Raw genomic sequence first — 13,491 nt, forward strand, 5'->3', positions numbered from 1 at the left:
CCCGCCATCGTGCCGTCGCGCGGCGGCGTCCCGGGGCGCTCGCGCGAGGCCGGTGGAGAACGCCTACTGCTGGGTCGCGAGGAGGGAGGCGACGATCGAGGTCGTCTGCCAGCCGCCGCTCGAGTTCGGCCGCCACAGCGTGCCGTCGGCGTCGCGCACGCGGATGCCTTCGACGCCGTTGCCGCCCGCGAGCTGCACGCCCCTCGTCACGGACCCGATGCCCTCGTGCGTGCCGCCGATGCGGTACAGGGTCACCTGGGTGGCCGCCCCGTCGCCCGAGAGCGTCGCGATGGTCGAGGCGTCGACCCAGGCGGCGTCGAGGAGTCGCCCCGACCCGATCGCGACCGGCAGCGGTGTCGTGCCGAGGCTGACCGGCACCCCCGATCCGTCTCGGACGATGCCGACCACGGTGAGGGTCGGCCCGGCCGTCCCCTGGGTGCCGATGAGCAGGCGGGCCCCGTCGCGGGACACCTCGAGCGACACGATCGAGCCGTCGAGATAGGGCGTCGGCATCGGGTGCACCTCGCCGCTGCGGTCGACCGCGATGATGCTCTGCGCGTCGGCCGCGACCGCCGACCACACGAAACTGTTGCCGTCGAGTCCGGGATCCACGAGACCTTCCCGATCGTCCACGAGCACCGGATCGTCGCCTGCGGCCACGATCCAGGCGCCCTCGGCGGACCGCACCGCCGCGGTGTCGCGCCCGCGCCCGAGCGTCACGGCGAGCGGGCCGAGCCCCTCGACCGCGGGGCTGATGCCCGGGACCGCATCCACTCCCCCGCCACCGAGGTAGCCGAAGCCCGCATCGCTGAGGCCGAGCGGGTTCGCGGCCACGGAGAGCACCCAGTCCGGGATCGCGCCGTCGCCCACATCCACCGGAAAACCGCCGACCGTCATGAGCACGCTCGAGACGTCGGACAGGCTGAGCGTCGCGACGAGCTGCTGCTGCATGCGCCAGCGGTCGGACGGTCCGGGTGCGGCGACCTCGTTCGAGAGGTCGACGCTCGCCTGCCCCGAGGCGATCACCACGCGACCCTTCCCGAGCTGCGTGCCGCTCGGGAACGCGTTGACGAGCACGCCCCCCTGGTACCACGGCGACTGGCCCGCGAGCAGTTCGGTGACGACGCGTTCCGCGCGCGTCGCCGTGTCGGGGAACCAGCGCACATCGGGCACGAGGAACGAGCCCGACGGGTCGAAGAAGTACAGCGGATACTCCGAGAACGACTCGCGGAAGCGGTTGACCGGCAGGATGCTGCCCTTGGGCGCGCTCGAGATGCGCCACTCGCCGTCGGCGTCCTGCGCGAAGGCGTAGTCGAGCGTCTCGGTCTGCGGGTCGGCGAACTCGGAGTACACCCCCGTCGCGTTCACCTGGGCGAGGATGCGCACGCTCGCGCGCGCGAAGCCGTCGTCGCTGAGCTCCGGCGAGATGGAGGTGTTGCTCACCCGGACGAGCTCGGTCGGCGACCAGGTGCTGCGCAGCTCGGAGGTGAGGAACTCGCGGGCCACGCTGTAGCCGTCGACCTTCGGGGAGGTCTGCGCGGTGAGGAACCCCGCGAGGATCTGCTGCGGGGTGTCGCCCTTCTGCGGTCCGGTCGCCGGGGTGACGAGCTCGCCGCCGCCCCCGTCCGGGTCGATCTGCTGCACGCCGACGGGTCCGCTCGTCGGGATGCTCGCGCACCCCGCGAGCAGCGCGCCGACGGCGATCGCCGCGACGGCGCCGCGCGCGAGAACAGTGCGGACGATCATGCGACGGCCTCCTCGTCGGGCGGCAGGGCGAGCGGCGACGCCCCGTGCCACGCGGTGCCCGCGCGGCGCGGAAGGGTGAGCCGGAAGCACGAGCCCTCGCCGGGCTGCGACCACACCGCGAGCTCGCCGCCGTGCACCACCGCGTCCTCGAGCGAGATCGCGAGCCCCAGCCCGGTGCCGCCCGTGGTGCGCTGGCGCGAGGGGTCGGCCCGCCAGAACCGGTCGAAGACGCGCTCGACGACGCCCGGCGCCATGCCGACCCCGTAGTCGCGCACCGCGATCGCCACCGCGTCGGCATCGGAGTCGACGTAGACCACGATGGGTCGCGACTCGCCGTGGTCGATCGCGTTGCCGAGCAGGTTCTGCAGGATGCGGCGGACGCGACGCGCATCGACGTCCGCCTCGAAGTAGCCGCCGGGGGCGACGAGCCGGATCTCGCTGCCCTTCTCCTGGGCGAGCGGCTCGACCGAGGCGATCGACTCCTCCACGAGGCGCACGAGGTTGGTGGGGTCGGTCTCGAGCTGCACGGCGCCCGCGTCGTAGCGGCTCATCTCGAGCAGGTCGGCGAGCATCGACTCGAACCGCCCGATCTGCGCGTGGAGCAGCTCCGCGGTGCGCGCGGTGGTGGGCGGGAAGTCGCCCCGCTGGTCGTACAGCACATCGCCCGCGAGCCGGATCGTGGTGAGCGGGGTGCGGAGCTCGTGCGACACATCGGAGACGAAGCGCTGCTGCACGCGCGACAGGTCGGCGAGCTGCCGGATCTGCCGTTGCAGGCTGTCGGCCATCCGGTTGAAGGAGCGCGCGAGGGTCGCGAGCTCGTCGTCGCCGCGCACCGGCAGGCGCTCCTCGAGCTCCCCCGCGGCCAGTTTCTCGGAGGCGTCCGCGGCGATGCGCACCGGCCCCACCACGAGGCGCACCACGAGGTACGCGACGCCGCCGAACAGCGCCACGAGCGCGATCCCGCCGAACAGCAGGGTCGATTGCACGAAGTCGAGGGTGCTCTGCACGTCGGCGAGGTTGTAGAAGAGGAAGAGCTGGTAGCGCCCCGCGGTGACGGTGTCGAGGATCGTGCCGGTCATGATGCCGGGTTGGGATCCCGTCTCGGTGCTGACCGCGACCGACTGCCAGGCGATCTCGGTGCCCGAGGCCTCGGCGGTCGTCTCCCGCAGCTCGGTCGACACCGAGAGCTCGCCCGTCTCGAACACCCGGCTCACGCGGGGATCCAGCCGGATCGGGCCCTCCTGGCCGGCGGCGCGCAGGAAGGCGAGGTAGTTCGCGGTCGTCGACAGCTGCACCGCGTCGAGCACCGAGTCGGCCGTCGACTGCAGGTCGGGGCTGTCGCCGAGCTCGGCCGCCGTGGTGAACATCTGCTGGGCCTGCACGGTCGCACGCCCCGCCTCGGCGAGCACCTGGTCGCGTCGCGAGTCGAAGAGGTTGGAACGCACCGAGGTCGCGATCACGATGCCGATGACGGTCACCGAGAGCGCCGCGAGCACGACCGTGATGACGATCGTGCGCACCCGCAGCGATCCGCGCCAGAGGTGGACGAGGCGACTCCGCCAGGCGCGCCAGTTCCACCGCACGACGACCCCTAGGTGACGGCGCCCGCGCGATAGCCGACGCCGCGGACGGTCGTCACGATGCGCGGGTTGTCGGGATCGTGCTCCACCTTCGCGCGCAGGCGCTGCACGTGCACGTTCACGAGCCGGGTGTCGGCCTTGTAGTGGTAGCCCCAGACCTGCTCGAGCAGCATCTCGCGGGTGAACACCTGCTGCGGCTTCGCGGCGAGCGCCAGCAGCAGCTGGAACTCGAGCGGGGTGAGACCCACCTTCGCGTCGCCGCGACGCACCTCGTGCCCGGCCACGTCGATCACGAGGTCGCCGATCGCGATGCGGTCGCTCGTCTCGGGGAGGCTCGGTCGCAGGCGCGCACGAACGCGCGCCACGAGTTCCTTGGGGTTGAACGGCTTGACCACGTAGTCGTCGGCTCCCGACTCGAGACCCTGCACGACATCCGTCGGCTCGCCCTTCGCGGTGAGCATGATGATCGGCACGCCGCTCTCGGCACGCACCGTGCGGCACACCTCGATGCCGCTCATGCCCGGCAGCATGAGGTCGAGCAGCACGAGGTCGGGCCGCTCGGCGCGGAAGGTCTCGATGGCGACCTTGCCGTCCGCGGCGAAGCTCGGCTCGAAGCCCTCGCCGCGGAGGATGATGCCGATCATCTCGGCGATCGCGGGGTCGTCGTCGACCACGAGAATGCGCGCGTTCATGAACCTCGTTCGTTCCGTTACGCCCCGCACGGGCGGGGCCTGGTTCGCTCACGACAAGAGTAGTCGGGGTATGGAAGCATATGGCCCAGACGCAGTGAGCGACACTCGCGAACGAGGGGAGGGCCTGTGACGCAGTTCGCCGGTGCGTTCCCCGCGCCGAGTTGGACGCCTCCGGCCCGCGAGCCCTTCGTGCCCCTGCGGCCGCTCACCCTCGGGCAGCTGCTCGGCGGCGCCTTCCGCGCGCTGCGCCACAACCCCGCGGTGATCCTGCCGCCCGCGATCCTGCTGTCGCTCATCTCGGCGCTCGCGCTCGTGGGCTTCCAACAGGGGATCGCCTCCCCCCTGCTCGACTCCTGGGGTTCCGGCACCGGTGCGGATGTCGGCTACTTCTGGTTCGCGGTGGCCGGCATCGGCCTGCTCGGCAGCCTCGTCGGGCAGTCGCTCGGGATCGCCGTGGGGCTCGTGCAGCAGGCGGTCTCGGCGCTCGACGTCTCCCATGCGGTCATCGGGCGGCGCCTCACCCCCGGCGGCGCTCGGCGGCGCAGCGCCGGGCTCGCGCCGCGAGTGCTCGGCTGGGCGGGGATCGCGCTCGTGGTGCTCCTGGTGGTCGGCGGGCTGGGGTTGGCGCTCCTCGCCGTCGCCGGGGTGGGCGGTCCGCTGGCGGCGTTCACGGCGGCGCTCGTGGTGTACCCGGGCGGCGGGGTGCTGCTCGCCTGGCTCGGCACGAAGCTCGCCGTCGTGCCCTCGGTGCTCGTGGTCGAACGCGCCCGGCTCGGCACGGCCCTGCGGCGTTCGTGGCGCCTCACGCGCGGCCAGTTCTGGCGTACCTTCGGCATCCGTCTGCTGTGCGGGGTGATGATCGGCATCGCGACCGCGATCGTGAGCATCCCGGTCGCGCTGCTGGCCCAGTGGGCCACGAGCATCCTCGCGGGCAACGGCGACACGGGCGACATCCTCGCGATGCAGCGGTTGGCCGAGCTCGCGGGCGCCGTCGTCGGCTCGGTGATCACGGGCGTCGGACTCGTCGTCACGACGGCCACCGACGCGCTGCTCTACCTCGATCTGCGGATGCGCCGCGAGGGGCTCGACCTGGAGCTCAGCCGCTTCCTGGAGCAGCGGCGGGGGGGCACCCGGTTCGACCCGGCCGAGCTCGATCCGTTCCGCCCGCCCGCCGACCCGCGCAGTCCCGCCGCAGCCCCGGCAGCTGCGAGCGTCCCGCCCGCCGGAACGGGGTCGCCGTGGAGTTGACCGCGGGCGTTCCGCACGCGCTCCCCCTCGACGCACCCCTCGACCCCGACGCGGCCGAGGCACGGCGGCTGCTCATGGAGGAGCTTGCGAAGACCCGCTACCAGGAGCAGGCGGGCGAAGCCCCGGGCATCCCCGACTGGCTGCAGGCGCTCCTGGACCGCATCGACGAGTTCCTGAACTCGCTCGGCGGCGAGGGAACGGCGCCGGTCTGGGTGCTCGTGCTGGTCGTGGTCGGGATCGCGCTCGTGGTCGCCGCGTTCCTCGTGTTCGGCGTGCCCCGACTGCGGGCGCGCAGCGCGGGGGCCGGCGAGGGGCTGTTCGAGGCGGACGACGTGCGGGATGCGGCGGCGATCCGCCGCGCCGCGGACGCGGCCGCCCGTGCGGGCGACTTCGCGCTCGCGATCGCGGAACGCTTCCGGGCCGTCGCGCGCTCGCTCCACGAACGCACCCTCGTCTCGACGGTGCCCGGCAGCACTTCGCACGACGTCGCCCGCCGAGCCGCCCTCGTGCTGCCGGCGCACGGCGAGGCGCTGGAGCGCGCGGCTCACGACTTCGACGCCGTCCGCTACCTCGGCGATCCCGGGGACCGCGAGCGCTACGCCACGCTCGTGGAGCTCGACGAGGCCGTCGCCCGCACCCATCCCGACCTCGCGGCGGTCGGCGCATGACGGCGCCGACGACGGACGCGACCGCACGGACCGCACCGGCGCGCCGACCGCGCCGCCTCGGCGTCATCCTGGTGTGGGCGGCGCTCGCCGTGATCGTGGTGCTCGTCGTGCTCGTCATCGCCGCGGTGAACGGCGGCGACCGCGCCGGGCAGCACCTGCGTTCGCCCGACGACACCTCGCCGGCGGGAGCGCGCGCCCTCGCCGAGGTGCTGCGCGATCAGGGCATCGAGGTGTCGGTGGCGCGGACCTTCGCCGAGGCGGACTCGGCCGTGTCGGTCGACGGCGGCACGGACACGACGCTGCTCATCGACGACGACTGGTGGGCGCTCGGCCCCGAGGCGTACCGGCAGCTCAGCCCGCTCGCGACGCGGCTCATCCTCGTGCTGCCGAACGACGAGGCGCTCGACGCGGTGGCCCCCGAGCTCGGCTACGCGGGCTTCGCGGGAGGGCCTGTCGACGCGGCCTGCGAGCTCGCCGCGGCGGTGCGCGCCGGCACGATCGACGCGGGCGGCGACTCGTACCTCGCGCCCGCCGATGCCGTCCGCTGCTTCCCGAGCGAGGGGGGCGGGTTCTCGCTCGTGCGGCTCGAGACGGGCGGGCGCAGCGTCACCGTGCTCGGCGCGGCCGAGCTGCTGAGCAACGAGAGCATCGCGCGGGAGGGGAACGCCGCGCTCGCGCTGGGCCTGCTCGGCGAGACCCGGCGGCTCGTGTGGTATCAGCCCGACGCCGACGACCTCGCCTGGCAGCCGAGCGGCACGCTCGCCGACCGGCAGGCGGACTGGTACCTGCCGCTCGTCGTGCTGGTGGCGCTCGTCGCGGTGGCCGCAGCCGTGTGGCGCGGCCGCCGGATGGGCGCCGTCGTCGTGGAGCGCCTCCCCGTCGAGGTGCGCGCGAGCGAGACGATGGACGGCCGAGCCCGACTGTACGAACGCGGCGGGGCACGCGACCACGCCCTCGACACCGTGCGTGCCGCGACGACCCGCCGGATGGCCCGCACGCTCGGGCTGCCGCGCACGGCGACCCGAGACGAGGTGATCGCCGGGTGCGCCGCCGCGACCGGACGCGACCCCGAGCGGGTGCGCGCACTCCTGCACACCGCGCCCGCCCGCGACGACCGCGAGCTGGTGCGGCTCTCCGACGAGCTGCTCCGCCTCGAGCACGAGCTCGGCCGCGCGGTGCGGCCGCAGTGACCCGACCCACCCGACCATCCCGAGAGAAACGGACGCCATGCCCACCACATCCGAACTCCGCGACGCGCTGTCGCGTGTGCGCACCGAGGTCGGCAAGGCGGTGGTCGGCCAGGACGGCGCCGTCACCGGACTGCTGATCGCGCTGCTCGCGAACGGTCACGTTCTGCTGGAGGGCGTGCCGGGCGTCGCCAAGACGCTGCTCGTGCGATCGCTCTCGCGGGCGCTGAGCCTGGAAACCCGCCGCGTGCAGTTCACCCCCGACCTCATGCCGGGCGACATCACCGGCTCGGTCGTGTACGACCCGAAGACGGGCGAGTTCGAGTTCCGCGAGGGACCGGTGTTCACCAACATCCTGCTCGCCGACGAGATCAACCGGACGCCGCCGAAGACGCAGTCGGCGCTGCTGGAGGCCATGGAGGAGCGGCAGGTGTCGGCCGACGGGGTGACCCGCCCGCTGCCGACGCCGTTCCTCGTGGCGGCCACCCAGAACCCGATCGAGTACGAAGGGACCTACACCCTGCCGGAGGCGCAGCTCGACCGCTTCCTGCTGAAGCTCGTGCTCGAGCTGCCGGCCCGCGACGCCGAAGTGGAGGTGCTCGCGCGGCACGCGGGGGGCTTCAACCCGCGCGACCTCGCGGCGGCGGGCGTCACCCCGGTGCTGGATGCGGAGACCTTGCGCGCGGCACAGGCCGACGTGGCGCAGCTCCCGGTGAGCGCGGACGTGCTCGGCTACGCGGTCGACCTGGCCCGCGGCACCCGCCAGAGCCCCTCGGTGCGGCTCGGGGTGAGCCCGCGCGGTGCCACAGCGCTGCTCGCGGCCGCCCGCGCGTGGGCGTGGCTCTCGGGTGCGAGCGGGGTGACCCCCGACCATCTGCAGGCCATGGCGCTGCCGGTGCTGCGGCACCGCATCCAGCTGCGGCCCGAGGCGGAGCTCGAGGGTGTCGGGCCGGATGCCGTGCTCCGCGCGGTCATCCAGCAGGTCCGCGTGCCGATCTAGTCCGATGGCGATCTCGGGGTGGTTCGTGGCGGCGCTCGCCGTGGGCGCGGTGCCCGTCGTGCTGCTCGGCGGCTGGCCGGGGCTCGGGGTGTGGACGCTGCTGGTGGTGCTCGGCGCTGCGGTGGATCTGCTGCTCGCCGGCTCGCCCGGGCGGCTGCGGGTCACCCGTGAGGCCGCGCCGCGTGTGCGGCTCGGTGAGCCGCTCGCGGTGCAGCTGTTCGTGCTCAACACCGGGCGCCGCGCCGTCACCGGCGTGCTGCGGGACGCCTGGCAGCCGTCGGCGGGAGCACGCCCGAGCCGCCAGCGCATCCAGGTGCCCGCGGGTGAACGTCGTGTGATCACGACGACGCTGCTGCCGACCCGGCGCGGCGAACTGCACGCCGCGGGGGTGACGGTGCGCTCGAGCGGCCCGCTGCATCTGGCGTCCCGTCAGCGCACGCTGCGGGTGGCGGGAGCCGTGCGCGTGCTGCCGCCGTTCAGCTCCCGACGTCATCTGCCGTCCCGGATCGCGCGGCTGCGCGAACTCGACGGCCGCACGAGCCTGCTGGTGCGGGGCCAGGGCACCGAGTTCGACAGCCTCCGCGAGTACGTGCGGGGCGACGACGTGCGCTCGATCGACTGGCGGGCGACCGCACGCCGGCGCGACCCCGCCGGCGGCGGCGCGAAGCTCGTGGTGCGCACCTGGCGGCCGGAGCGCGACCGACGCATCGTGCTCATCGTGGACTCGGGGCGCTCCTCGGCGGCGCGCATCGCCGACGAGACGCGCCTCGACACCTCGTTCGAGGCGAGCCTGCTGCTCGCGGCGCTCGCCACCCGAGCGGGCGACCGCGTGGATCTCGCCGTCTACGACCGGCGCGTGCGCGGGCGGGTGCAGGGGGCGACCGGCGCCCAGCTGCTGGCCCGGATGGTGGATGTGCTCGCGCCGGTCGAACCGGAGCTGATCGAGCCGGACTGGTACGGCATCCCTCCGCTCGTGCGCTCGATCACCTCGCAGCGCGCCCTCGTGGTGATCCTCACCTCGCTCGACGCGCCGGGCGCCGCGCGCCCACTGCTCGCGATGCTGCCTGAGCTGACCCGGCGCCACACGGTCGTGGTGGCTTCGGTGACCGATCCGGAGGTCGTCGCGGCCGCCGCCGACCGCAGCTCGAGCGAGCGGGTGTACCGGGCCGCGGCCGCGGAGCGCGCCCTGCTCGACGCCGCACGCGTGGCCGCCGCCATCCGACGCCTCGGCGGCGACGTGGTGGCCGGGACCCCGCAGGAGCTTCCCCCTGCTCTCGCCGACCACTACCTCGCGCTGAAGGCCGCCGGTCGCCTCTAGGCCCGCAGCTCGAAGCGGTCGAGCTCCATCACCTTCACCCACGCCCGCACGAAGTCGGCCACGAACTTGTCGCCCGCGTCGTCGCTCGCGTACACCTCGGCGAGGGCCCGCAGTTCCGAGTTGGAGCCGAACAGCAGGTCGTTGCGGGTGCCGATCCAGCTGCGCCCGTCGCTCGTGGTGCCGCGGTAGGCGTGGCCGCCCGGGTCGAGCGGCTTCCATTCGGTGCCGAGCTCCAGCAGGTTGACGTAGAAGGCGTTGTCGAGGTGCCCGGGGGTGTCGGTGAAGACGCCGTAGTCGGAGCCGTCCCAGTTGGCGCCGATCACCCGCAGCCCGCCGATGAGCACGGTGAGCTCGGGCGCGCTCAGGGTGAGCAGGTTGGCGCGGTCGAGGAGCAGGTGCTCGGCGGGGATGGCGGATGTGCGGCTCTGGTAGTTGCGGAAGCCGTCGGCGACCGGCTCGAGGGGTGCGAAGGAGCTGACGTCGGTCTGCTCCTGGCTCGCGTCGGTGCGGCCCGGGTGGAACGGCACGGTGACGCTGCGGCCCGCGGCCGCCGCCGCGAGCTCCACGCCCACACCGCCCGCGAGCACGATGAGGTCGGCGAGCGAGACGCGCACGCCGTCGGTGCGCGAGGAGTCGAAGGCGGCCTGGATGCCCTCGAGCACTTCGAGGACGCGGGCGAGCTGGGCGGGGTTGTTGACCTCCCAGCTGCGCTGCGGCTCGAGGCGGATGCGGGCGCCGTTGGCGCCGCCGCGCTTGTCGCCGCCGCGGAAGGTGGAGGCGGACGCCCACGCGGTGGAGACGAGCTGCGCCGCGGTCAGCCCCGACTCGCGGATGCGCGCGCGAAGCTCGTCGACATCGCCCTCGGTCACGAGCGGGTGGTCGACGGCCGGCACCGGGTCCTGCCAGATGAGCACCTCATCCGGCACCTCGGCGCCGAGGTAGCGCACGCGCGGCCCCATGTCGCGGTGGGTGAGCTTGAACCAGGCGCGCGCGAAGGCGTCCGCGAAGGCATCCTGGTCGTCTTTGAAGCGGCGCGAGATCTTGTCGTACTCGGGGTCGACGCGCAGCGCGAGGTCGCTCGTGAGCATGCGCGGCTCGCGGCGCCCGTCGGAGTGGGCGAGCGGCACGAGGTCGGCACCGCCGCCGTCCTTCGGACGCCACTGGTGGGCGCCGCCCGGCGAGACCATGAGCTCCCACTCGTAGCCGTAGAGGATGTGGAAGAACTCGTTGTCCCAGCGGGTCGGGTGGTAGGTCCAGGTGACCTCGAGGCCGGAGGTGACGGTGTCGTCGCCCTTCCCGGTGCCGTGGGTGCCGATCCAGCCGAGGCCCTGCGCCTCGAGCGGCGCCGCCTCGGGGTTGGGGCCGACGCCCGAGTCGTCGGAGGCGCCGTGGGTCTTGCCGAAGGTGTGGCCGCCGGCGATGAGGGCGACGGTCTCCTCGTCGTTCATCGCCATCCGCGCGAAGGTCTCGCGGATGTCGCGCGCCGAGGCGAGCGGATCGGGTTGCCCGTTCGGGCCCTCCGGGTTCACGTAGATGAGACCCATCTGCACGGCGGCGAGCGGCTTCTCCAGCTCGCGGTCGCCCGTGTAGCGCTCGTCGGCGAGCCAGGTGGTCTCGGGGCCCCAGTAGACGTCGTCGTCGGGTTCCCACACGTCGACGCGACCGCCGGCGAAGCCAAAGGTGCGGAAGCCCATCTGTTCGAGGGCGACGTTGCCGGCGAGGATCATCAGGTCGGCCCAGGAGATCGACTGGCCGTACTTCTTCTTGACCGGCCAGAGCAGGCGCCGCGCCTTGTCGAGGTTGACGTTGTCGGGCCAGCTGTTGAGGGGCGCGAAGCGCTGCTGCCCGGAGCCGCCACCACCGCGTCCGTCCCAGATGCGGTAGGTGCCGGCGCTGTGCCACGCCATCCGGATGATGAGGGGGCCGTAGTTGCCGAAGTCGGCCGGCCACCACGGCTGCGAGGTGACGAGCACCTCGGCGATGTCCTGCTTGACGGCTGCCAGATCGAGCGCCGAGAACGCGGCCGCATAGTCGAAGCCCGGCAGCGGGTTCGACACCTCGGGGTTCTTGGCGAGCACCTTGAGGTTGAGCCGGTCGGGCCACCACACGCTGTTGGCGGGGGCGCCTGCGGGCTTCACGCCGCCGGCCGGATGGATGACGGGGCAGCTCTCGGCGGGCGTCTCGTCCGTGACGATCGGGGATTCGGAGTCGGTCATTGTTCCTCCATCGCGGCCACCGAATCGAGCCTATCGCGAACGACGCGGGCCCGACCATCCGCGCGATTCCTCCGCTCGGTCACCCCCGTTCGGGGGTAATCTGAGCCCGTCCGCACCGCCGCGAAAGGAACCACCATGGCCGACGTGACCGCTCCCCCGCCTCTCCTGCGCCGGCTCGCCGCGGAGGCATTCGGCACCTACCTGCTGGTGTTCTCGGTGCTCGGCGCCGCGCTGTTCTTCGCCCCCGACTACGGCGCGCTTCCGGTGGCGCTGTCGATCGGCATCGGTGTGCTGACGGCCGCCTACGCGGTGGGCTCGATCTCGGGCGGCCACTTCAATCCGGCGGTGACCCTCGGCGCGGCCGTGGCGGGCCGGGTGGGTTGGGGTGTGGTGCTGCCGTACTGGGTGGCCCAGCTGTTCGGGGGCACGCTCGCCTCGCTCACCCTCGGGCTGGTCGGGTTGCTCAACGGCAAGAGCCTCGACTTCGCGGCCGTCTCGAACGGCTACGGCGAGCACTCGCCGTCCGACTTCGGGCTGTGGGCGGTGTTCGTGGCGGAGATCGTGGCGACCCTGTTCTTCGTGCTGATCATCCTCGGGGTGACGTCTGCCGGATCCAGCACCTCCGGTTTCGCGCCGCTCGCCATCGGTCTCGCGCTCACGATGTTCCACCTCGTGATGATCCCCATCAGCAACGCCTCGCTGAACCCCGCCCGGTCGTTCGCACCCGGCGTGCTCGCGGGGCCGGATACGCTCGCACAGCTGTGGGTGTTCCTCGTGGCGCCGCTCATCGGCGGGCTGCTCGCGGGAGCGCTCCACCGCCCGCTGTTCGGGGATCGCCGCTAGGAGCACTCCGCCCTCCGGACGCCGTGCTCCCGCAATCGCGTTGCGGCGTCGGCATCATCGTCCCCCGAGGAAGCCACACGCTCTCCGAAACCCGGGACAGGACAGGTGGCGTCCGTCACCTGGGTGAGCGTCGCCGACGCAACCGGCACCCACCCCTCCGTGCTGCCCGTGGTCTCGAACCCGAAGGAAGCGACTTGAATTGCCCCGCCGTCGCCTCACCTCGGACGCTTCGCGAGTCGTTGCGCACGGCGCGCGCTGCCGAACGCCCGCGCTCCGGCCGCCCAGATGAACACGACGAGAACGAGAGCCAACGTGCTGATCACGAGCGCCGGGAGGCTGCCACTGCTCCACGCTGCTACAACCGCCCAGACGCCGCACAGCGAGACGACGAACGGTGCGACTCGATAACCGAGGAGCACGAGAATCATCGCCACCGCATAGATACCCAGTAGCAACACGACCGATGCAACGATCACGGGAATTTCTGCGAGAGCATCCAACGCAATAGCTTCCTGTATGGCGAAGCCACCCCGCACAATGTCGAGGGGAACCGGTACCAAGATGCCGACGAGCGCAAGCCGCACGGATTGTGGAGCAGAAGGCTGGCTGACCTGTCCCCGGTTTCCCGGACACCTAGCTTCTGGCTGAGAGGCCGGAGGATTGGAGTTCGTGATGGCCAAGAAGGATGCGTATCCGCGGGAGTTTCGGGAGCGTGCTGTTGCTCTGTATCGGGCGGGTGGTCGCTCGAAGCAGGACCTGGCTCGGGAGTTGGGGATCTCGCCGACGTCGCTGCATAACTGGGTGCAGCAGGCCGCGATCGACGCGGGCGAGCAGTCCGGGGTCACGACCGATGATCGTGCCGAGTTGGCCCGGTTGCGGCGGGAGAATCGGCGCCTGGAGTTGGAGGTGGAGATCCTGAAGCGGGCGGCCGCTTATTTCGCGAAGGAGAACGTGCTCCCAAAAGGGCTTTCCGACTGATTGCTGAGCTGCACG

12 protein-coding genes are annotated in these 13,491 nt (G+C 72.6%); 7 read left to right on the forward strand and 5 right to left on the reverse strand.

Annotation, left to right across the window (positions count from 1 at the left end):
- Positions 1-63: 63 nt before the first annotated feature.
- From FLP23_RS00185 to mtrA, 3 genes are read right to left on the reverse strand one after another with little or no spacing between them, the layout of a single operon-like run.
- Positions 64-1,746, reverse strand: coding sequence for an LpqB family beta-propeller domain-containing protein (locus FLP23_RS00185; protein ID WP_149324015.1), 1,683 nt, complete (start codon positions 1,744-1,746; stop codon positions 64-66).
- Positions 1,743-3,329 carry an MtrAB system histidine kinase MtrB gene (gene mtrB / locus FLP23_RS00190; RefSeq protein WP_149324016.1) on the reverse strand — a complete coding sequence of 529 codons (1,587 nt, stop codon included), beginning with the start codon at positions 3,327-3,329 and terminating at the stop codon, positions 1,743-1,745. Before mtrB ends, FLP23_RS00185 begins: the two co-directional genes overlap by 4 nt.
- 8 nt (positions 3,330-3,337) lie before the next feature.
- Entirely contained in the window at positions 3,338-4,018 is a 681-nt protein-coding gene (gene mtrA, locus FLP23_RS00195; RefSeq protein ID WP_149324017.1) for an MtrAB system response regulator MtrA, read from the reverse strand.
- Between the two features lie 126 nt (positions 4,019-4,144).
- Here mtrA and FLP23_RS00200 point away from each other — a divergent pair, with 126 nt between their 5' ends.
- Genes FLP23_RS00200 through FLP23_RS00220 form a run of 5 tightly spaced genes read left to right on the forward strand, consistent with a single transcriptional unit; the run spans position 4,145 to position 9,439 of the window.
- Positions 4,145-5,266: a glycerophosphoryl diester phosphodiesterase membrane domain-containing protein gene (locus FLP23_RS00200; protein WP_149324018.1), complete on the forward strand. Its 1,122-nt coding sequence runs from the start codon at positions 4,145-4,147 to the stop codon at positions 5,264-5,266.
- Entirely contained in the window at positions 5,257-5,934 is a 678-nt protein-coding gene (locus tag FLP23_RS00205) for a DUF4129 domain-containing protein (protein ID WP_149324019.1), read from the forward strand. Before FLP23_RS00200 ends, FLP23_RS00205 begins: the two co-directional genes overlap by 10 nt.
- Entirely contained in the window at positions 5,931-7,124 is a 1,194-nt protein-coding gene (locus FLP23_RS00210; RefSeq protein WP_149324020.1) for a DUF4350 domain-containing protein, read from the forward strand. The genes FLP23_RS00205 and FLP23_RS00210 overlap by 4 nt, the downstream gene beginning before the upstream one ends.
- 37 nt (positions 7,125-7,161) lie before the next feature.
- Positions 7,162-8,121, forward strand: coding sequence for an AAA family ATPase (locus FLP23_RS00215; protein WP_149324021.1), 960 nt, complete (start codon positions 7,162-7,164; stop codon positions 8,119-8,121).
- Positions 8,122-8,125: 4 nt separating this feature from the next.
- Positions 8,126-9,439 carry a DUF58 domain-containing protein gene (locus tag FLP23_RS00220; protein WP_149324022.1) on the forward strand — a complete coding sequence of 438 codons (1,314 nt, stop codon included), beginning with the start codon at positions 8,126-8,128 and terminating at the stop codon, positions 9,437-9,439.
- On the opposite strand, the gene katG is transcribed toward FLP23_RS00220, so the two are convergent.
- A complete protein-coding gene (gene katG, locus FLP23_RS00225; protein WP_149324023.1) occupies positions 9,436-11,655 on the reverse strand; it encodes a catalase/peroxidase HPI in 2,220 nt (739 codons plus the stop codon). The two genes, FLP23_RS00220 and katG, sit on opposite strands and share 4 nt — an antisense overlap.
- A gap of 135 nt (positions 11,656-11,790) precedes the next feature.
- Here katG and FLP23_RS00230 point away from each other — a divergent pair, with 135 nt between their 5' ends.
- Positions 11,791-12,498, forward strand: a complete 708-nt coding sequence (locus tag FLP23_RS00230) for an aquaporin (protein ID WP_149324024.1) — start codon at positions 11,791-11,793, stop codon at positions 12,496-12,498.
- A gap of 215 nt (positions 12,499-12,713) precedes the next feature.
- On the opposite strand, the gene FLP23_RS00235 is transcribed toward FLP23_RS00230, so the two are convergent.
- Positions 12,714-13,178: a hypothetical protein gene (locus tag FLP23_RS00235; protein WP_149324025.1), complete on the reverse strand. Its 465-nt coding sequence runs from the start codon at positions 13,176-13,178 to the stop codon at positions 12,714-12,716.
- Here FLP23_RS00235 and FLP23_RS12590 point away from each other — a divergent pair.
- Positions 13,171-13,476, forward strand: coding sequence for a transposase (locus tag FLP23_RS12590; RefSeq protein WP_425468264.1), 306 nt, complete (start codon positions 13,171-13,173; stop codon positions 13,474-13,476). The genes FLP23_RS00235 and FLP23_RS12590 overlap by 8 nt on opposite strands.
- Positions 13,477-13,491: the final 15 nt, after the last annotated feature.

Source organism: Protaetiibacter larvae, from assembly GCF_008365275.1.
Classification (GTDB): domain Bacteria; phylum Actinomycetota; class Actinomycetes; order Actinomycetales; family Microbacteriaceae; genus Homoserinibacter; species Homoserinibacter larvae.

What these genes read in the sequence shown, in the direction of transcription:
- FLP23_RS00185 (WP_149324015.1), bottom strand. Translation starts at nt 1,746, where the DNA reads ATGATCGTCCGCACTGTTCTCGCGCGCGGCGCCGTCGCGGCGATCGCC.
- mtrA (WP_149324017.1), bottom strand. Translation starts at nt 4,018, where the DNA reads ATGAACGCGCGCATTCTCGTGGTCGACGACGACCCCGCGATCGCCGAG.
- FLP23_RS00210 (WP_149324020.1), top strand. Translation starts at nt 5,931, where the DNA reads ATGACGGCGCCGACGACGGACGCGACCGCACGGACCGCACCGGCGCGC.
- FLP23_RS00215 (WP_149324021.1), top strand. Translation starts at nt 7,162, where the DNA reads ATGCCCACCACATCCGAACTCCGCGACGCGCTGTCGCGTGTGCGCACC.
- FLP23_RS00220 (WP_149324022.1), top strand. Translation starts at nt 8,126, where the DNA reads ATGGCGATCTCGGGGTGGTTCGTGGCGGCGCTCGCCGTGGGCGCGGTG.
- katG (WP_149324023.1), bottom strand. Translation starts at nt 11,655, where the DNA reads ATGACCGACTCCGAATCCCCGATCGTCACGGACGAGACGCCCGCCGAG.
- FLP23_RS00230 (WP_149324024.1), top strand. Translation starts at nt 11,791, where the DNA reads ATGGCCGACGTGACCGCTCCCCCGCCTCTCCTGCGCCGGCTCGCCGCG.
- FLP23_RS12590 (WP_425468264.1), top strand. Translation starts at nt 13,171, where the DNA reads ATGGCCAAGAAGGATGCGTATCCGCGGGAGTTTCGGGAGCGTGCTGTT.